Source organism: Pseudomonas alloputida (assembly GCF_021283545.2).
Taxonomy (GTDB): Bacteria; Pseudomonadota; Gammaproteobacteria; order Pseudomonadales; family Pseudomonadaceae; genus Aquipseudomonas; species Aquipseudomonas alloputida.
On sequence record NZ_CP128540.1, the window covers coordinates 4,663,316 to 4,682,183 of the forward strand.

At 62.4% G+C, this 18,868-nt stretch carries 18 protein-coding genes and 1 pseudogene; 11 read left to right on the forward strand and 8 right to left on the reverse strand.

Annotated elements, in window-relative coordinates; genetic code table 11:
• Positions 1 to 489 precede the first annotated feature (489 nt).
• Positions 490 to 596 (forward strand): annotated as a pseudogene (locus LU682_RS21545) (3-deoxy-7-phosphoheptulonate synthase); the annotation flags it as partial.
• 283 nt (positions 597 to 879) lie between these two features.
• On the opposite strand, the gene LU682_RS21550 reads toward LU682_RS21545, so the two are convergent.
• Positions 880 to 2,181 (reverse strand): IS4-like element ISPpu8 family transposase, encoded by a 1,302-nt coding sequence (locus tag LU682_RS21550; protein ID WP_010952894.1) that lies wholly within the window; start codon positions 2,179 to 2,181, stop codon positions 880 to 882.
• 588 nt (positions 2,182 to 2,769) lie between these two features.
• Positions 2,770 to 2,988 carry a DUF1127 domain-containing protein gene (locus LU682_RS21555; RefSeq protein ID WP_014591954.1) on the reverse strand — a complete coding sequence of 73 codons (219 nt, stop codon included), beginning with the start codon at positions 2,986 to 2,988 and terminating at the stop codon, positions 2,770 to 2,772.
• Positions 2,989 to 3,084: 96 nt separating this feature from the next.
• Here LU682_RS21555 and LU682_RS21560 point away from each other — a divergent pair, with 96 nt between their 5' ends.
• On the forward strand, positions 3,085 to 3,936 hold the full coding sequence (locus LU682_RS21560; RefSeq protein ID WP_003252879.1) for a LysR substrate-binding domain-containing protein: 852 nt from the start codon (positions 3,085 to 3,087) through the stop codon (positions 3,934 to 3,936).
• A 28-nt stretch (positions 3,937 to 3,964) separates the two neighbouring features.
• Here LU682_RS21560 and LU682_RS21565 read toward each other — a convergent pair whose 3' ends face one another.
• Positions 3,965 to 4,714: a sulfite exporter TauE/SafE family protein gene (locus tag LU682_RS21565; protein WP_010952892.1), complete on the reverse strand. Its 750-nt coding sequence runs from the start codon at positions 4,712 to 4,714 to the stop codon at positions 3,965 to 3,967.
• Positions 4,715 to 4,827: 113 nt separating this feature from the next.
• Between LU682_RS21565 and LU682_RS21570 the strand changes: the two genes are divergently transcribed.
• The 3 genes from LU682_RS21570 to LU682_RS21580 all read left to right on the forward strand — a co-directional run bounded on the left by LU682_RS21570 (position 4,828) and on the right by LU682_RS21580 (position 6,864).
• Positions 4,828 to 5,781, forward strand: a complete 954-nt coding sequence (locus LU682_RS21570; RefSeq protein ID WP_010952891.1) for a LysR family transcriptional regulator — start codon at positions 4,828 to 4,830, stop codon at positions 5,779 to 5,781.
• Between the two features lie 58 nt (positions 5,782 to 5,839).
• Positions 5,840 to 6,295: a MarR family winged helix-turn-helix transcriptional regulator gene (locus LU682_RS21575; RefSeq protein ID WP_010952890.1), complete on the forward strand. Its 456-nt coding sequence runs from the start codon at positions 5,840 to 5,842 to the stop codon at positions 6,293 to 6,295.
• A gap of 140 nt (positions 6,296 to 6,435) precedes the next feature.
• The gene (locus LU682_RS21580; RefSeq protein ID WP_010952889.1) at positions 6,436 to 6,864 is read left to right on the forward strand and encodes an organic hydroperoxide resistance protein; all 429 of its coding nucleotides are present in this window, start codon (positions 6,436 to 6,438) and stop codon (positions 6,862 to 6,864) included.
• Between the two features lie 114 nt (positions 6,865 to 6,978).
• Here the strand turns inward: LU682_RS21580 and efp are convergent, their stop codons facing one another.
• Together efp and earP are read right to left on the reverse strand one after the other, a co-directional pair.
• Positions 6,979 to 7,548 (reverse strand): elongation factor P, encoded by a 570-nt coding sequence (gene efp, locus LU682_RS21585; RefSeq protein WP_003252871.1) that lies wholly within the window; start codon positions 7,546 to 7,548, stop codon positions 6,979 to 6,981.
• Positions 7,549 to 7,596: 48 nt separating this feature from the next.
• A complete protein-coding gene (gene earP, locus LU682_RS21590) occupies positions 7,597 to 8,730 on the reverse strand; it encodes an elongation factor P maturation arginine rhamnosyltransferase EarP (RefSeq protein WP_010952888.1) in 1,134 nt (377 codons plus the stop codon).
• Positions 8,731 to 8,859: 129 nt separating this feature from the next.
• Here earP and LU682_RS21595 point away from each other — a divergent pair, with 129 nt between their 5' ends.
• The gene (locus LU682_RS21595) at positions 8,860 to 9,258 is read left to right on the forward strand and encodes a hypothetical protein (RefSeq protein ID WP_010952886.1); all 399 of its coding nucleotides are present in this window, start codon (positions 8,860 to 8,862) and stop codon (positions 9,256 to 9,258) included.
• Between the two features lie 2 nt (positions 9,259 to 9,260).
• Positions 9,261 to 9,731, forward strand: a complete 471-nt coding sequence (locus tag LU682_RS21600) for a GreA/GreB family elongation factor (protein ID WP_010952885.1) — start codon at positions 9,261 to 9,263, stop codon at positions 9,729 to 9,731.
• A 114-nt stretch (positions 9,732 to 9,845) separates the two neighbouring features.
• Here the strand turns inward: LU682_RS21600 and LU682_RS21605 are convergent, their stop codons facing one another.
• Positions 9,846 to 10,784: a LysR family transcriptional regulator gene (locus tag LU682_RS21605; RefSeq protein WP_010952884.1), complete on the reverse strand. Its 939-nt coding sequence runs from the start codon at positions 10,782 to 10,784 to the stop codon at positions 9,846 to 9,848.
• 118 nt (positions 10,785 to 10,902) lie between these two features.
• Here LU682_RS21605 and LU682_RS21610 point away from each other — a divergent pair, with 118 nt between their 5' ends.
• Complete coding sequence (locus LU682_RS21610; RefSeq protein ID WP_010952883.1) at positions 10,903 to 11,652, forward strand: 3-oxoacyl-ACP reductase family protein; 750 nt, start codon at positions 10,903 to 10,905, stop codon at positions 11,650 to 11,652.
• A 45-nt stretch (positions 11,653 to 11,697) separates the two neighbouring features.
• Here LU682_RS21610 and LU682_RS21615 read toward each other — a convergent pair whose 3' ends face one another.
• Positions 11,698 to 12,576, reverse strand: a complete 879-nt coding sequence (locus tag LU682_RS21615; protein WP_049587296.1) for a LysR family transcriptional regulator — start codon at positions 12,574 to 12,576, stop codon at positions 11,698 to 11,700.
• A gap of 106 nt (positions 12,577 to 12,682) precedes the next feature.
• On the opposite strand from LU682_RS21615, the gene LU682_RS21620 reads away from it, so the two are divergent.
• The 3 genes from LU682_RS21620 (at position 12,683) to LU682_RS21630 (ending at position 16,801) form a co-directional block, all read left to right on the forward strand.
• Positions 12,683 to 13,870 carry an MFS transporter gene (locus LU682_RS21620; protein WP_010952881.1) on the forward strand — a complete coding sequence of 396 codons (1,188 nt, stop codon included), beginning with the start codon at positions 12,683 to 12,685 and terminating at the stop codon, positions 13,868 to 13,870.
• A gap of 202 nt (positions 13,871 to 14,072) precedes the next feature.
• Positions 14,073 to 14,453, forward strand: coding sequence for a hypothetical protein (locus tag LU682_RS21625; protein ID WP_010952880.1), 381 nt, complete (start codon positions 14,073 to 14,075; stop codon positions 14,451 to 14,453).
• Between the two features lie 215 nt (positions 14,454 to 14,668).
• Entirely contained in the window at positions 14,669 to 16,801 is a 2,133-nt protein-coding gene (locus LU682_RS21630) for a TonB-dependent siderophore receptor (RefSeq protein WP_049587294.1), read from the forward strand.
• Between the two features lie 226 nt (positions 16,802 to 17,027).
• Here LU682_RS21630 and ltrA read toward each other — a convergent pair whose 3' ends face one another.
• The gene (gene ltrA / locus LU682_RS21635; RefSeq protein WP_010952877.1) at positions 17,028 to 18,449 is read right to left on the reverse strand and encodes a group II intron reverse transcriptase/maturase; all 1,422 of its coding nucleotides are present in this window, start codon (positions 18,447 to 18,449) and stop codon (positions 17,028 to 17,030) included.
• Between the last annotated feature and the right edge of the window lie 419 nt (positions 18,450 to 18,868).

Consider the following 18,868-nt stretch of genomic DNA (forward strand, 5'->3'; position numbering starts at 1 on the left):
CTTCTAAGTGCGCGGTAGTTCAGGCAACGCAGATTGCGACTTCAGGAGGCCGAGTGGAGGCATTGCGGCCATCGCAAACGGACTGTACGCCCGATCAGAACCGGCGCTAAAGCTTTGGGCTTTTGGGCTTTTGGGCTTTTGGGTTGTGCGCTTTCGCATCAAGTAGACATTCATTCACGATGTAGGCGCCTATTCACCTTTCCGCCCTTCCGGCGGGTTACTTTGGTCGTGGCCAAAGTAACCAAAACCGTCGGCTCCCATCATCCGGCCCCTACGCTACGCTCCGGGGTCCCCTCACTCCGGGCTTGCTCCCGGGAGGACCGCGCTGCAGGCCCCATCCTGGGGCCCAGCGCTTGACGGGCATCCATGCCCGTCACCTCCCTCCGCAAGCCCTGCGCTCGGCCTCCTGAAGTCGCAATCTGCGTCGCCTGAACTACCGCGCGCTTAGAAGCAAAAGCCAAAGCAAGAGCAAGAGCAAGAGCAACGGCGTTCTTCCAGGTACACCAGGCCGAGGGCAGCCATGCCGGCGATATCCTTATCCAGATGACCGGGCAGAACCTCGCCGAATGCATCGGCGGTGCCGGCCGATCACCGAATTCGCTTCTCGCTTTTGATCTTGCTTCTAAGCGCGCGGTAGTCCAGGCGACGCAGATTGCGACTTCAGGAGGCCGAGTGGAGGCATTGCGGAGGGAGATGACGGGCATGGATGCCCGTCAAGCGCTGAGGCCCCATGGATGGGGCCTGCAGCGCGTGCTCCCGGGAGCAAGGCCGGAGCGAGGGGACCCCGGAGCGCAGCGTAGGGGCCGGATGATGGGAGCCGACGGTTTTTGGTTCCTTTTTGCCACGACAAAAAGGGACCCGCCGTAAGGGCCATCCCTTTCAAGGTCTTTTGGTTTTGGCGGCTTTGATGACCCGATCCGTCGAAACATGAGCATGTACAGCCGTCCCTTGCACCCAGGCCTTCGCTTTGAGCACCTTGGGGCCTCGTGGGCTTTTCGCAACCTGTCTGGGCTGGATGTTTCTGGCCAGCTCCAGCAGGCGCTGAGCCAGGTTTTCCATCGGAACAACGGGCATGTACTCGGATGGCAGGGCAATCTGCATGCCTTCGTAACCCCCTCTGATCTGCACCGCCAAGTGATAGATCGAGGCTTCCCAATTCTCGGGCAAGGCATCGCGGTGAGCCTGTTCAACACTTCGCTTGAGCAAGGCCAGAACGTTGTATGCCAGCACGGCAGTGGTGAATCCAAGCAAGGCGGCTCGCGGACTGCCGAGGGTTTCAATTTCACTTTCCAGAATTGCTTCCAACCGCTGGAACATCCCTTCAATGCTCCAGCGGCGCCGATAGAAGTCTGCGATCTGTTGCGCACTGATGCTCTCGGGCAGGTTGCTCCAGAACATCAAGCTGTTATCACCTGAGTCGTTTGGTGAATGAAGCGTTAACTCGACACGTCGCCAGCGGTGCCCGCCTTTTACTTCGATGGATTGCTCGCGCACAGTGCCTGTGGCGACGGGCATCGGTGCTTGCCACTCACCTTCCTGGATCAAGCGTGGATGCTTGGCCTGCTGGCGAATGACAAATGATGTCTTCACCTGTTCGCACGCCTCCATTACAGGCAGCGTGCAGTAGAGACGGTCAGCGATCCAAACCTGATTGGTCTTTGCTTCAGCCAGCAACGGCAAAACACAAACTCGTTCGCTTGCGTAGGCGTCCTCGCACGGCTGGAGGTCAATTACCTGATCCAGGTCGGGGTCGTAAACCACCACCGAAAACCCGGGGCGAGCCGCTCCGCGCTCTTGGCGCAACGCGCCAAGACGCTTTTCGGTAGAGGCCAAGTGGCTGCCATCGACCACCCGAACTTGCCAATCAGGAAGCATGGCTGAGCAGCCCAACTCATGGATTGTCGGCGCCAAGCGCTGCGCGCAGCCTGTCACCAGAGCACGCAACAGGGCAGGTTCGGTTCGACTGATCTTGTCGTACAGAGCTGCCAGGCTGACGGGAAGGTCGTCCAGTTGTCTTGCCGCAGCATGCAGCGATGGCTTCAAGCCCAATGAAACAAGCGACATCAACTTGATAATGGTCGAGAACAGCAGCTCGCGAGAATACTGCCGTTGGCGGTGCTCCTCGAAAACCTGATCGACCCACTCCGGCGCAATGGCCTGCTCCAAGGCAAGTTTGGCCATTACGCTGGCGGGTGCTTTTTTCTCGAATCGCGCTAGTACATCAGCCCACATCGCTCGGGTCTTCCTGACTGGATTTCAGCGAATTCTACCGAAGACCTTGAAAGGGATGGCCGTAAGGGCGGAAAGGTGAGTTGGCGTCGTCATCGCAAACGGACTGTACGCCCGATCAGAACCGGCGCTAAAGCTTTTGAGCTTTTGGGCCTTTGGGTTGTGCGCTTTCACATCAAGTAGACATTCATTCACGATGCAGGCGCCTATTCACCTTTCCGCCCTTCCGGCGGGTTACTTTGGTCGTGGCCAAAGTAACCAAAGCCGTCGGCTCCCCTCATCCGGCCCCTACGCTACGCTCCGGGGTCCCCTCACTCCGGGCTTGCTCCCGGGAGGACCGCGCTGCAGGCCCCATCCTGGGGCCCAGCGCTTGACGGGCATCCATGCCCGTCACCTCCCTCCGCAAGCCCTGCGCTCGGCCTCCTGAAGTCGCAATCTGCATCGCCTGAACTACCGCGCGCTTAGAAGCAAAAGCCAAAGCAAGAGCAGAAGCAGAAGCAGAAGCAGAAGCTGGAGCAGAAGCTACTGCCACGCCTGGCATCACTTCCTCAGTGGATCATCCCAGAAATGCCGCTCGGCCTCTTGCTGGATATCCGCCCGACTCAACCCCAAGTCGCGCAAAGTTGCATCACTGAGACTGGCCAGTTCCTGACGCTGACGGTACAACTCCAGCCAGCGCGCCGGACGCTGCAAGGCCGCATGCCACAGGTAGCTCAGGGAAAAGGCAGGTTGCTGGATGCTGCTGACATGACCTTTCATCGTGAAGCCCTCCGTGTTGATGGCCTCAGTCTCACGCCAGGCTTAAGATCAATCCAACGAATGTTTCTGATGCGATGCATCTCGGAGATTGATGCAATGTCCCAGTACCAGAGCCTCGACGCGGACGTCCTGCGCACCTTCGTCGCCATTGCCGAGCAAGGCGGCTTTACCCGCGCTGGCGAAGTGGTCAACCGCACCCAGTCAGCGGTCAGCATGCAGATGAAACGCCTGGAAGAAGACATTCTGCAGCGCCAGCTATTCGAACGTGATGGCCGTCAGGTGCGGCTGACCGCCGAAGGCCAGGTACTGCTGGGGTATGCCCGGCGCATTCTCAAGTTGCATGGCGAAGTGTTCAACACCCTGCGCATGCCGCACATGGTTGGGCTGGTGCGCATCGGCACACCGGACGACTACGCCATGCGCTTCCTACCGACCATCCTGTCGAGCTTTGCCCAGGCCTACCCACTGGTGCAGGTGGAAGTGCATTGCGATTCGTCCAAGCAGTTGATGCTGCGCCAGGATCTGGACCTGACCATCGTCACCCGCGAGCCCGGTAACGAGATTGGCCAGTTGCTGCGCCAGGAACGCCTGGTGTGGGCCGCGGCAGAAGGCTTTTGCCCACACGAACAGCGGCCGATGCCGGTGGCGTTGTTCAACACCGACTGCTTCTGTCGCGCCTGGACCTGCAATGCGCTGGAGGCACAGGGCATCGATTACCGTATTGCCTACACCAGCCCAAGCCTGGCGGCGATCTTTGCCATCGTCACCGCCGGGCTGGCAGTGACCGCGCAGCTGCAGAGCCTGATCGGGGGCAACATCCGCATTCTGGGTGAGAGCGAAGGGCTGCCGCAGTTGCCCATGGCCAATGTAATGCTGGTGCGCAGTACGCAGACCCCCTCGCCAATCACCGACTGCATGGCCGACTACATCGTTGAGGGTTTCAAGTGATCTGGGGCCGAAAATCGGCCCCAAAATCTCAAAGCTCAAACGCCAGCATCACCGCACAGACCACCAGGAACACACAGAACATCGCCCGCAATACCTTCTCCGGCAACGCATGGGCCAGCTTCACACCCCAGCTGATGCTGAGCAAGCCACCCACCGCCAAGGGAATCCCAACCCCCCAGTCAACGCTGTGGTGCACGCCATAGGTCACCAGCGTGACCAAGGTACTCGGCGCCGCCAGCGCCAGTGACAGCCCCTGCGCCACCACCTGAGTAGCGCCAAACACACTGGTCAGGATCGGCGTGGCTACCACGGCCCCACCCACCCCGAACAAGCCGCCCATGGTGCCGGCAAAGCTGCCCAGCACACCCAGCCACGGCCAGGCATGACGCAGCTCGGCACTCGGCGGCGACACCTTCATGAACATCCGCACCACGTTCCACACCGCCAACGCTACCAGGAAGCCGACAAAACCCAGGCGCATGAAATGCGCATCAAGCCCCACCGCCCAGATCGACCCCAGCCAGGCGAACAAGAAGCTGCACGCCGACAGCGGCAACGCATGGCGAAACGCGATGCGGTTGCGCTGGTGATACCGCCACAGCGCCAGCAGCACGTTCGGCACCACCATCACCAACGCGGTCCCCTGCGCCAACTGCTGGTCCAGGCCGAAGAGCACGCCCAGCGCCGGAATCGCAATCAGCCCGCCACCAATGCCAAACAAGCCCCCCATGGTGCCTAGGGCTGCGCCCAGCACGATATACAACAACCACTCGATCATCAGGGCCTCGTCCGCCTGTACCAATAATGCGAGCATGCTAACGATTGTGCGCTGGCGGGGAAACGCACAGCAGCGCACAATGGCTGTGCGTTTTTCGCAAAAGCAAGGCAGCCATGAGCCCCGATACCCTGACCGACCAATTGAGCCTGTTCCTCGATGTGCTGGAAACCGGCAGCTTTTCTGCCGCCGCCCGTCGCCACCCGCTGACCCCGTCTGCGGTAGCACGGCGCATCGACAACCTGGAAAGCGCCGTCGGCAGCCGCCTGTTCACCCGCAGCACCCACGCAGTGCGGGCCACGCCTGCAGGCAACGCCTTTGCCGAGCGGGCCAGGCGCATCATCGAGGAGTTGCGCCTGGCCCGGGCTGAAGCGGTGTCACTGAGCAATGCCCCGGAAGGCCTGATCCGCATCGACGCCCCTGCCGCGTTTGGCCGCCGCCACCTGGCCCCGGCCATTGCCGACTTCCTGGTGGCCTACCCGGGACTGGACGTGCAACTGCGGTTGATCGACAGCTTTGTCGACCTGCAGGGCAGCCACCTGGGCGAGGTCGACCTGGTGCTGCGCGCCGGCCCCTTGGCCGACACCCGCCTGGTCGCCACGCCGCTCGCCTACATGGTGCGCATCGCCTGCGCCAGCCCCGCCTACCTGGCCAGCCGCGGCATCCCCACCTGCCCCAGCGAACTGCCCGGGCATGACGGGCTGGACTGGGATGGCCTGGCGCCGCCGTTCGCCTGGCGCTTCAGTGTGGCCGGGCAAACCCGCCTGTACCGCCCCGCGCGCATGCGCATGGCCGCCAACAACGCCGAAACCCTGCTGTTCGGCGCCCTCGCCGGCCTGGGTATAGCCCACCTTCCCACTTGGCTGATCAGTGAATACCTGCTGCGCGGCGAGCTGATCCCGTTGTTCTGCGACGGCGGCTTGCCTGAAGCTGAGACCAGCGGCATTTACGCGCTACGCCTGGCACATGAAACGAACTCTCGCAGCCGTTTGCTGCTCGAATTCCTCAAGAGCCGCTTCAGCCCGATTCCACCCTGGGACCTGGCCTTGCGCAGTGAATTGCGCGATTAATTCGCGCACTGATGATCAGCGTGCCAGAATTTTCCATTGATGACTTTCAAGGACCTGCATGAACGCCGACACCCAAGCCTCCTGTGACGAGCTGCTGCTGGACAACCAGGTCTGTTTCGCCCTGCACTCCACCTCGTTGCTGATGACCAAGGTCTACAAGCCACTGCTGCAGGCGCTGGGCCTGACCTACCCGCAATACCTTGCCATGCTCGTACTCTGGGAGCGTGACGGCCTGACCGTGGGCGAAATCAGCCAGCACCTGCTGACCGACCCGGGCTCGCTGACCCCGCTGCTCAAGCGCCTGGAAAGCGAAGGCCTGTTGCAGCGTAACCGCAGCCGCGAAGATGAACGGGTAGTGATGGTACAGCTGACCGACAAAGGCCGCGCCCTGCAACAGCAGGCCAAAGAGGTGCCGCCGTGCATTCTCAAGGCCAGCGGGCGGAGCCTTGAGCAGTTGCAGCAACTGCAAGCCGACCTGCTGAACCTGCGCGAAAACCTGCAGAAAAACCTCTGAGCGCTATGCTGTGAAATGGCCGTTCCGATGAACGGCGATGATTTATCTTGCGCACTAACTAATTGCGCGCTAATTTAAATCCCACACCAACCCCCGCCCTCCTGCAAACGGGAGCGCACAGCACATTAGCGAGGCTCAAGATGCAAAAGGTCACTCCGCTGTACATCGCAGAAGCAACCTCCACCGGTGGGCGCGACGGCAAATCCCGCTCCAGCGACGGCAAGCTGGAAGTCAAGCTCAGCACCCCCAAAGAGCTGGGCGGCGCGGGCGGTGATGGCACCAACCCCGAGCAGATGTTCGCCGCCGGTTACTCGGCCTGCTTCATCGGCGCCTTGAAATTCGTGGCCGGGCAAGAGAAGAAAGCCCTGCCGGCAGATACCTCGATCACCGCCAAGGTGGGCATCGGCCAGATCCCGGGCGGTTTCGGCCTGGACATCGACCTGCACATCAACCTGCCGGGCCTGCCCCAGGCCGATGCCGAAGGGCTGGTGGAAAAGGCGCACCAGGTGTGCCCGTACTCCAATGCCACACGCGGTAATGTGGATGTGCGCCTGCACGTAACCGTCTAAGGCGCAAAGGCTTGCGCGATCCCCTGTGGGAGCACAAGCACGCGCTGAGGATTGGGAAAACACAGGCACAAAAAACCCGGCTTGCGCCGGGTTTTTTGCGTCTCGCAAGAAGCATTACTTCTTGGAGCGGCCTTTGAAGCTGTTGTCGCGAGTGTCGATGTCGATCCACTCGTCGATCTGGATGAAGTCGGCAACCGAGATCTCGGTACCGTTCGCCAGCTTGGCAGGCTTCATGACTTTGCCGGAGGTGTCACCGCGAGCAGCGTTCTCGGTGTAGACAACTTTACGGCTGATGGTGGTCGGCAGCTCAACCGACACCAGACGGCCTTCGAAGAACACGGCTTCGCAGACGTCTTCCATGCCTTCTTCGATGTACGGCAGAACGGCTTCGATGTCCTCGGCGTTCAGCTCGTACATGGTGTAGTCGGTGGTGTCCATGAAGGTGTACTCGTCACCATTGATGAACGACAGGGTCGCTTCTTTGCGATCCAGGATCACGTCGTCCAGCTTGTCGTCCGCACCGTATACGGTTTCGGTCTTGTAGCCGGTCAGCAGGTTCTTCAGCTTGGTCTTCATGATCGCGCTGTTACGGCCCGACTTGGTGAACTCAGCTTTTTGAACCAGCCACGGGTCGTTGTCGATCCGCAGGACGGTACCGGGTTTCAGTTCTTTACCAGTTTTCATTACGAAGTATCCGAATCTGGATGGATTTATAAAAATCGAGGCCGCGTATCATAGCGAATTTCGGTAAAAGTGTACTAGCGCTGTGGCAAGGTCCGGCTGAGCGGCCTGTCGCGCCCCCCAAAGGCGAGCATGCTGCTGCAGTTCCGGCCAATGCTGGCGGGCCGCCCGCCAGGCCTGGCCCATGTCGAAATCCATGTTCCAGGCACGCCACAGGCCCAACAGGGCTGCATCGGCATCGTCTGACAGGCCGCAGCGATAATGCGCGAGGAAAGCTTCGAGCTTTTCCCAATGGGCATTCTCGTCCTGCACATAGATGTGCCACAGCATCGGCTGCCCCGCCCACTGCGCACGCACGAACGAGTCTTCGCCACGCACGGCATTGAAATCACAGCTCCATAACAGCCGGTCGAAGTCGTCCTGGCTGACGAAAGGCAGCACCTGAACGGTCAGCGCACCGCGGGTGCGCACATCACCCACGTGCAGCGGCCCCTCGCCCAACCACTGGCTGAGCCCCGCGACGACGCGCCCTTGCGGGACCAACAGGTGGCAAGGCTGGTCAGCCGTGGCCAGGGCATCAAGCCAGTTGCCCAGCTGTGGGTTTTCATAGGCAAACAGCGAAATCAGCAGCGCACCCGGCACTAGGTCTACACCAAGCCCCTGCAAAAAGGCACGGCGCGCCTCCGCCGACTGCTGGAACCCGTCACGCCGGGCCAGCAGCGAACCTTCGCGCAGCAAACCACCCGTTTTGTCGGTAAAGCCCGGGAAGAAAAATACCTTGCGCAAACCGTTGGGCTGCGGCGAAGGCAACCCGTGGCAACCCTCCACCCAGTCCTCGGCACTCAGGTACTCGAGGTTGAGCCAGAGCGGCGGCTGCGGGCGGGCACGCATGGCCTCGACATAGGCTGCGGGCAACTGGCAGGCGAATGCGCCGATCACCACATCGGCCGGCGCCACCGGCAACCACGCTGCCGGCCAGTGGCGCACATCCACGCCGTGTTGCCACTGTTGCGCCGCCGTGGCGTCGGCGCCAGGGCACATGGGCGTGAAAGCGTTGAGGTCATCCACCCACAGGCGCACCGCCAGGCCGTGCTCGGCCACCAACTGCCGGGCCAGGCGCCAAGTCACGCCAATATCGCCGTAGTTGTCGACGACGCTGCAGAAGATGTCCCAGGTGGCTTTCATGCGCCCCTCCCGTGCGGGTGCAAAAACCGCGAATTCTGCGCATAAATTGGCGCTGACAAAAGCACCTGCGCAGAAAAATGCCCAAGCGCATGCGACAATGCCCCCCTACCACGCTGCCAGGAGGCTGCCATGCCGCGCCACCGTGAATTGAAGATCACTCTCAAGCCGTTGCCGTTGATCATGTGCGTTGCCTTGGGCCTTTGGCTAGGCGCCATGGCCATTGCCGCGAGCCTGTGGCTGGCCCAGCAGTTGTGGCCACAGCAGGTGCAACCTCTGGCCCAGGTTGTAGCCCCGCATGCAGACCGCCCCGTTGCAACGCCTGCACCGGCCACTGCCCAGGATGCCCAGGCCGAGATGTTCGAACGCTACAAGGACATCCTGCACAAACAGGAGCTGGAACAGGCCGCCGATGCCGCCCAAGGCAACCCGCGCAACCTCAACAGCCCCAAGTGCCAGTTCTGGCTGCAGCAAAACCGTACCGCGCCCACCGAAAAAAGCCAGGCCAACGTGCTGGAGTTCTGTTACTGACCATGGACAAGCCCCACCTGCTGGCGCTGATTGTCGCCACCCTCGAGCATGACCTGGACGTGCTGACCCGCGCGGCGCAAACCGCCTACGAGGCCGCCACCGCCGAAGAGAACATCGCCGAGAACAAGTACGACACGCTGGGCCTGGAGGCCTCGTACCTGGCCACCGGCCAGGCCCGCCGCAGTGCCGAGATCCGCCAGGCGCTGGTGATCTACCAGCAGTTGCTGCTGCGTGATTACGACCCGGCGCGCGGTGTGCAGGTAAGCAACCTGGTGACCCTGGAAAATGAAGATGGCGGGCAGCGCAGGCTGTTTCTCGGGCCTGAGGCAGCGGGGTTGAAGATTGGCGAGGGTGACGGGCTGGTGACGGTGATTACCCCACGATCGCCGCTGGGGCAGCAACTGCTGGGCAAGCGGGTGGATGACGAGGTGCACCTGGGCGCACAGGTATCGTTCATTGTCGATGTTGTCTGAACCGGCCTCTTCGCGGGCCCGCCCGCTCCCACAAGGACCCCACTGTCTTCAGGGCTGTGATATCCCTGTGGGTGCGGGCGGGCCCGCGAAAAGGCCGGCACAGGCAATAATTCTCTAAAGGGCCTGCAGGGCATCGAACCGCCCCGCCAGCCCCTGCTCGGCAAACTGCTCCACCACAAAATCGATGAACGCCCGGGTCTTGCCCGGCAACAGCTTGTGCTCGGCGAAATACAGGCTGATATGCCCATCGTCCACATACCAGTCCGGCAACACCCGCAGCAGCCGCCCGGCCAGCAAGTAGGGCACGGCAAACGGCAGGCTCACCAGGGCAATGCCCAGCCCCTGCTCGGCCACCGCGCACGCCGCGTCCGAATCGCTCATGGTCATCGCCTGGCGCAATTGCAGCGGCTGTTGCGCCTGCCAACGGCTGGTCAACGGCCACGAGCGCACCCGCCCGGTCTGCGGTGACCGCACCAGGATGCCGTCATGGCGTTGCAGCGCCTGCGGGTCTTCTATCGACGCGTGCCGCTGCAGATAGGCCGGCGCCGCCACCAACACCCGGTGCGCCGGGGTCAGCTTGCGCGCCACCACCCCCGGCGGCAGTTCGAAACCACCGCCAATCGCTGCATCGAAGCCCTGGCCGATCAGGTCGACCTGGCGGTTGTCGAAATGCCAATCCGGGGTAATCGCTGGGTATCGGCGCAAGAATTCCCCCAGCAACGGCAGCACATACAAACGCCCGAACACCGTGCCCATGCTCACCCGTAACGACCCAGCCGGCTGGCCTTCTGCACTGGCCAGGTTGGCCACGGCGTACTGAATGGTGCGAAAGCTGTCACTGACCTCGCCGAGAAAACGCTGCCCCGCTTCGGTCAAGGTCAGCTTGCGGGTACTACGCTGGAACAACCGCACACCCAGTCGCGCTTCCAGCTGCGCAACGTGCTTGCCCACGGCAGCCGGGGTAAGGCTCAGGCGCCTGGCGGCTTCGGCAAAACTGCCGACCTCGGCACTGCGGATGAAGCATTCCAACGCGCTGAATGATTCCATGGCCATGATTAGCAACCAAAGGTTTACTCTGCTGATAGTGATTACCATCTTATCAGTAGGCAATCGAGCGCCGATACTGTGCCCATCCAAGGCATTTCGGCCTGGCTTCCAGCAGGAGAACAGCATGTCCAAGCAACTTACACTCGAAGGCAAAGTGGCCCTGGTTCAGGGCGGTTCCCGAGGCATTGGCGCAGCTATCGTAAGGCGCCTGGCCCGCGAAGGCGCGCAAGTGGCCTTCACCTATGTCAGCTCTGCCGGCCCGGCTGAAGAACTGGCTCGGGAAATTACCGAGAACGGCGGCAAAGCCTTGGCCCTGCGGGCTGACAGCGCTGATGCCGCGGCCGTGCAGCTGGCGGTTGATGACACCGAGAAAGCCTTGGGCCGGCTGGATATCCTGGTCAACAACGCCGGTGTGCTGGCAGTGGCCCCAGTGACAGAGTTCGACCTGGCCGACTTCGATCATATGCTGGCCGTGAACGTACGCAGCGTGTTCGTCGCCAGCCAGGCCGCGGCACGCTATATGGGCCAGGGCGGTCGTATCATCAACATTGGCAGCACCAACGCCGAGCGCATGCCGTTTGCCGGTGGTGCACCGTACGCCATGAGCAAGTCGGCACTGGTTGGTCTGACCCGCGGCATGGCACGCGACCTCGGGCCGCAGGGCATTACCGTGAACAACGTGCAGCCCGGCCCGGTGGACACCGACATGAACCCGGCCAGTGGCGAGTTTGCCGAGAGCCTGATTCCGCTGATGGCCATTGGGCGATATGGCGAGCCGGAGGAGATTGCCAGCTTCGTGGCTTACCTGGCAGGGCCTGAAGCCGGGTATATCACCGGGGCCAGCCTGACTGTAGATGGTGGGTTTGCAGCCTGATTGAACGCTTGCCTGTGCCGCGAAAAGGCCGGCACAGGCTTAGCCTTACTTTGCCCCCAGGCACTGCTCCATCACGTCCAGAAAAGCCCGGGCAGCCGGTGTGGGGCTGGACGACCACACCGCATACAAGTGCCGCACCGGCGCATCCACCAACCGCGCCACGGCTACACCTTCGATGCCTTGAGCCACCCGCTCGGGCACCAGGCCGACGGCCATGCCCCGCTGCACGAATTTCTCCACCAGACGAACATGCCCGATCTCGAACTGCACCCTGCGCTGCAACCCCACCGCCTGAAACGCCTCGTCAGTCTGTCGTCGCGCCCCGGTGCCTTCGGGGAAGTCCACCAACACTTCGCCTGCCAGGTCAGCCAGCGCCAGCTGTGCCCTGCCCGCCAGGCGATGCCCCAACGGCAACACCGCCACCAGTTCTTCCCTGGCCAGCAACCGATGCTGCACTCCCTGCACTACTTCGCCCTGCCACAGCCCGATAAAGCCGACGTCCAGGCGCCGCTCGAGTACGTCAGCGATCAGCAATTCGCTCTTGGCCGTGAGCCAGCGCACATCCACATCCGGGAAACGACCGTGAAACACCGCCAACAGATCGACCAGGTCCAGCGCGGTGAGCGAGCTGATTTCACCTATCGCCAGCCGCCCGCGCACCTGGCCGCAGGCCGCCGCCACGTCATCGGCAATGCGCCGGGCCGCCTCCACCGCGGGCCGCGCGCTGAGCACAAAGGCTTCCCCCGCAGGGGTCAGGCGTACCCGCCGCGAACTACGCTCGAACAGGCTCACCCCCAGCTGCGCCTCCAGCCGCGCCACTTGATGGCTAAGGGCCGACTGCACCACATGGCAGCGCTCCGCCGCGCGGGTAAAACTGCCGGTGTCGGCCACGGCAAGGGCATATTCGAGCTGCTTGAGGTTCATCGATCTATCTGCTTTCAAGATGAATAGGCTGAAAACTATACATTGGTGTCATGCCTGACACTTACTGATAATCATCACTACACACCACTGCCCCCACGAGAATTGCATGCACACCCCCACTCTCAGCCGCGCCTTGATCCTGCTGATGGCCACCGCCACAGGCCTGGCCGTGGCCAGCAACTATTACGCCCAACCACTGCTGCACAGCATCGCCCAGCAGTTTGGCTTGAGCACCGCCAGCGCCGGCAGCATCGTGATTGCCGCGCAACTCAGCTATGGCGCCGGCCTGTTGCTGCTGGCACCGCTGGGCGACCTGTTCGAGCAGCGCCGGCTGATTACCATGATGACCGTTGTCTCCACCCTGGGCCTGGTCATCAGCGCCTGTGCACCCAGCCTGCCCTGGCTGCTGCTCGGCACGGCGCTGACCGGGCTGTTCTCGGTGGTGGCACAGATCCTCGTGCCGATGGCAGCGACCCTGAGTGAGCCCCATCAGCGTGGGCGCGCGGTCGGCACACTGATGAGCGGCCTGCTGCTGGGCATCCTGCTGGCGCGTACTGCTGCCGGCTTCATGGCCGAGCTGGGTGGCTGGCGCAGTATCTACGTGCTGGCCGCCGCGCTGATGGCACTTACCGCGCTGGCGCTATACCGCAGCCTGCCGCAGCACCACAGCCACGCCGGGCTGAAATATCCTGCACTGATCGGCTCCGTGTTCCGCCTGTTCATCGAAGAACCCGTGCTGCGCCTGCGCTCGCTGCTCGGTCTGTTGGCATTCAGCCTGTTCGCCCTGTTCTGGACACCCCTGGCGTTTCTGCTGGCGAATGGCCCCTATCACTATTCGGATGCGGTGATCGGCCTGTTCGGCCTGGCCGGTGCGGCGGGTGCGTTGTCGGCCAACTGGGCCGGACGCCTGGCGGACCGTGGCAAGGGGTCGCTGGGCACCACCGTGGGCCTGGTGGTGTTGCTGCTGTCGTGGGTGCCGCTGGGGTTTGCCGAACAGTCGCTGCTCGCCTTGCTGCTGGGCGTGCTGATGCTCGACCTGGCGGTACAACTGGTGCATGTGAGCAACCAGAACGCGGTGATCGCCCTGCGGCCCGAGGCACGCACGCGGCTGAATGCCGGTTATATCACCTGCTACTTCATTGGCGGGGCGCTTGGGTCGTTGCTGGGCACACAGCTGTTCCAGCGCCAGGGCTGGATGGGGATTGTGGTGGCCGGGCTGGTGATTGGCGGGCTGGGATTGCTGGTGTGGGGCCTGGCCGAGCGTAAGCGCAAGAACACCTTGCAGGTGGCCTGATAAATGACCACTGGATTCTTCGCGGGCACGCCCGCTCCCACAGACGTATCACGGCCCTGAGGTTTGTGAAGCGCCCGCGAAGAGGCCATTGGCCACGGCGACAAAGTACCGCACTACCCTCCGTCGCAATGCCGTTGACTTGCTTGCCGGGGCAGCGCTCAGTAAGCGCTGGAAAATGCCCTTTCCCTGACAGGATGACTTTATGACAAGACTCACGGTGCAATCCGGCGACTTCTTGCAAGGTGAAGGCGAGTATCGCAATGGATCGCTCACACTCAAGACCGCGCGCAGCCCCTCACCCGGTGAGCGGATTTCCCTGGCACGCATCAGCGACTTGCGGCTGGCCAGCCTGGAAACCAACCGCAGCCTTGGCAGCGCCTTGGGCTGGGGCGTGGCCGGCGCCCTGGTGGCAGGGCCAGTAGGGCTGCTGGCCGGGCTGTGGTTGGGTGGCAAGGAAGAAGAAGCGACCTTTCTGGCCACCTTCAAGGATGGACGCAAGCTGATGGCCATTACCGATGGCAAGACCTGGTCGAAGATCGATGACAACTGGCGGCAGCACAAGCGGCCGATCAGGAAAGGCTGACTGAATACACCGGGCCTGGATCGTTTTATGTGGAAGGCGGCTGGTAAGATGCCGCCTTTTTCATGGCCTGTGCCGGCCTCTTCGCGGGTAAACCCGCTCCTACAGGGGGATCACCATCTGGTGTATCACCACCCGGTGCATCACCACCCGGTGTAGGAGTGGGTTTACCCGCGAAAGGGCCAGTACAGGTATCGCGCATCCAGGAGCCCCACCGCATGCCCCCGCATCACCCCCGCCTGCCCCTGAGCCTGCTCAGCCTGGGCCTGGCCCTGCAGTGCCCCTCTGTGCTTGCCGAAGACAGCGTGATGCTGGCCCCATTGCAGGTCTCCGACACCTACGCCAATGATGGCTACCAGGCACGCCAGGCCGCTGTGGGCGGCTTCCAGCCCGCGCCACTGCTCGACACCCCCGCCTCTGTCAGCGTGTTCAGCCAGCAGTTGCTGGAAGACCGCCAGGTACGCAAGCTTAGCGAAGTGTTGCAAAGCGATGCCTCGGTCGGCGAAAGCTATGCACCCATCGGCTACTACGAAAACTTCAATGTGCGCGGCTTCGAGCTGAACGCCGCCAGTAGCTACCGCATCAATGGCCAGACCATTGCCGGAGAGCAGAACGTAGCCCTGGAAAACAAGCAGCAGGTAGAATTGCTCAAGGGCCTGTCCGGGCTGCAGACCGGCGTGTCGGAGCCGGGCGGCTTGATCAACTATGTGACCAAGCGCGCCGAAGACATACGCAGCGTCACGGTATCGACCAACGAACAGGGCGAACGCTACCTGGCCACCGACCTTGGCGGCTGGTTCGGCAGCGAAAAGCAGTTCGGCCTGCGCGCCAACCTGGCCCATGAAGACATCCGCACCTACGTCGACCACGCTGACGGCAAGCGCGACTTCGCATCGCTGGCATTCGACTGGCAGATCAACCCGGATGCCACCCTGCAGCTGGATGCCGAGTACCAGCACCGCGAACAGGCGTCGGTGCCGGGTTACCAACTGCTCGGAGGCACTGACGTGCCCCACGGCATCGACCCGGAAGACCGCCTGGCCTACCAGCATTGGGCAAAGCCCGTGCAGAACGACTCGCTGAACCTGGGCGGGCGCTTCGAATACCGCTTCAACGATACCTGGACCGGCACCGTGAGCGCCTCCCGCAGCAAAGTGGTGATCGACGACTACAGCGCGTTTGCATGGGGTTCGAGCGAGGGGGCGTTTTTCGGCAGCAATGGTGACTACGACATCTATGACTTCCGCAGCCCCGACGATACCCGCCGTACAGACGAGGCGCAGGCCATGCTCAACGGGCACTTCGATGCGCTGGGGGTGGGGCACGAGCTGACTGTGGGTACCAGTGCGCAGCGACGCACACTGGATCAGCGCCCGTACTACAACGAGTGGCTTGGGACCGGCAACATCCATACCGGCGCCCCGGACCTCGAGCCATCCGACAAACCCGTCGGCGCCAGCGAACGCCGGCTCGACAGCCGCCAGTACGGCTTGTTCGTCAGCGACCGCATCAGCCTCAACGAGCAATGGCAGACCGTGCTGGGCGCCCGTGAAGTGCGCCTGGATGAAAAGACCTGGGACGAGAACGGCGTAGCCGGGCGCCATACTCGCCAATACGAGCTGCTGCCCAACGCTGCGCTTATCTACAAACCGCAGCCGAACACCACGGTATACGCCAGCTACGCCAAGGGCCTGTCTGCCGGAGGCACGGCCCCTTGGTTCGCCAGCAATGCAGCTGAGATCCTTGCGCCCACCACCTCCCGCCAACTGGAACTGGGCGTCAAGCACGACTGGCAAGGCCTGAGCCTGAGTGCCGCCCTGTTCCAGATCCGCCAGGCGTACCAGTACGCGCGCCCGGACGGCACCGGCAACTTCACCTACGTACAGCAAGGCCAGCAGAAGAATACCGGCCTGGAACTGGGCGCCAGCGGCCGGGTAACCCCGAATCTGCAGGTACAGGCCAGTGCGGCAGCCATTCGGGCGCGGGTGCAGAACAGCGGCACCGAAGCCTATGAAGGGCACCAGGCGATCAACGTGCCTAAATTCCGGGCGGCGCTGCATGCGGAATATACCCTGCCGGTTCCGGGGCTGGCGCTGCTGGGCGGTGCGCGGTATAGCGCCAGCAAGTATGCGAGCCAGGCGGGCAATGTGGAGGTTGGCGGGTATACCGTGTTCGACCTTGGCAGCCGCTACAGTACCCGTGTTGCCGGGTATGACACGGTGCTGCGGCTGACGGTGGATAACGTGCTGGACAAGCGTTACTGGCGCGATGTGGGGGATTACCTGGGGGATAACTACCTGTTCCAGGGGGCACCGCGTACCGCTCGGCTTTCGGCTTCGATCAGCTTCTAGATTGCCGGGGCCGCTCTGCGGCCCTTTCGCGACCTGTGGGAGCGGGCTTGCCCGCGAACACGGGCGAAGCCCGTGCCATCCACCACGGTGTTGGCTTCGCGGGCAAGCCCGCTTGTGTCGCGATGGGCTGCACAGCAGCCCCAATGGCCCTGAAAATCGAGTAGGAGGCGGATTCACACCCGCCGTCCTCTCACACCACCGTGCGTACGGTTCCGTACACGGCGGTTCAGGTTACGCGGCTAAGCCGGTTAATCGTATCCAGTATCGAGACCAGCCCGAGCCGGTCCCACAGTTTCTTTGGCAGCGCGTAGTTCATATGTTGCGCTCCCGAATTCCACCATGGACCTCGGCCATTGAAGGCTGACTTGTTGGCACGCTCCTCGCTCAACCCCAGGCGCATCAAGTTTCTCAGCCTCGTGGGAGGCTGCTTCCATTGACGCCAGATGACGCAGCGGAGTTTGTGCCTGACCCAACCATCCAGTTCCTCAAGCGGCCGCTTGCTCTGGCTGAGCTTGAAGTAGCTAGCCCAGCCTCTCAGGACGGGGTTGATCCGCTCGATGACAGTCGCCATTTTGCGAGCCCGTACGCTGCGCAGCAGCATTCTGAGCCGGTCGCGTAAGCGGTCTAGGCTCATCCTTGCCACGCGCAGCCTTGGCTGCTGGTGCCAGCTCATCCCATAGCCTAGGTAGTCGCACTTCCACGCCCTTGCCACTTGGCTTTTCTTCCTGTTCACCGTCAGCTTCAGACGTTCTCTCAGGAAGCGCTCGACGCTGACCAACACCCGTTCGCCGGCCCGGGGACTGCGTACATAGATGTTCGCATCATCGGCATAACGTACGAAGCGATGGCCCCGCCGCTCCAGCTCGCGGTCGAGTTCGTCGAGCAGGATATTCGACAGCAACGGCGAAAGCGGGCCGCCTTGCGGCGTCCCCTCCTGCCGTGGGCTGACGACACCGCCCGACATGATCCCGGCTTCAAGGTAGCGGCGAATAAGCCTGAGTACGCACTTGTCTTTGATCCGACGTTCGATGCAGGCCATGAGGATGTCGTGATTGACCCGATCGAAAAACTTCTCCAGATCGAGTTCCACGCACCAGCGGTGTCCCGCTGTCACATGAGCACGGGCCATCTCGATGGCTTGATGCGTACTTCTGCCCGGACGAAAACCATAGCTGTAGTCCGAGAACAGTGGGTCGAAGATAGGTGTGAGCTGCTGCTGCAGTGCTTGCTGGATCAGGCGATCCACGACGCTGGGGATACCCAGTTGCCGTGTGCCGCCCTGCGGCTTGGGAATTTCAACCGCTCGCACTGCTTGGGGATGGTATTCACCGGCCAGCAACCTGGCCTTGAGGGTTGGCCAATACTGTTTCACGTAGCCCGCCAAGTCAGCGACCGTCATGCCATCGGCACCCGGAGCCCCCTTGTTGCTAACCACGCGTTGATACGCACGCCTGAGGTTGGCCGGTGCAAGCACCCGCTCCATCAGCGTGTCCGGCTCCGCGTTCGTCCACGTCGCTGACGCCGCCGGCACCTTTGCACTGTCAGGCATCACCCTCGGCTTCTGGCCGGGATTCGGGATGACAGTTTCCGCTGTGGGAAATTTCTGCATTACGGTTACCAACGAGACGGCGACGCCTACTGGCGGCATAACCTGTTCGGCCCTTGGTGGCGCGGTTAACCGCCACTTACTACGGCTTCGGCTGACTTCTGCACGCTCGTCCCGTCGCCTTTCGACGCGCGGTAGCACAGTGGCAAGCGTACAGATCTCCCAGGGTAATTCGCGCGACCTTCCTGCTTATGCCTGTCGGATCTACGTCACAGCGTTCCGTGCAAGTATTGGGCTTTGGCGATTTGTGCCACCTCACCCCGCTGTGCCGCCTCTATCCGCTTCCTGTTCGTCAGGCCAGCATTTTGCCTCGGGCTTCCTTCAGATTCGCGGTCACCCGCGACACCCTTGCCTCCGGCTAACACTTCCCCTTGCCGGGTGTGTAGAGGACTTTCACCTCCAAGTCACCCACTTGGCCACCACAACCAAGCGGGTTGCGCTTACGCGCAACGCGCCATGCC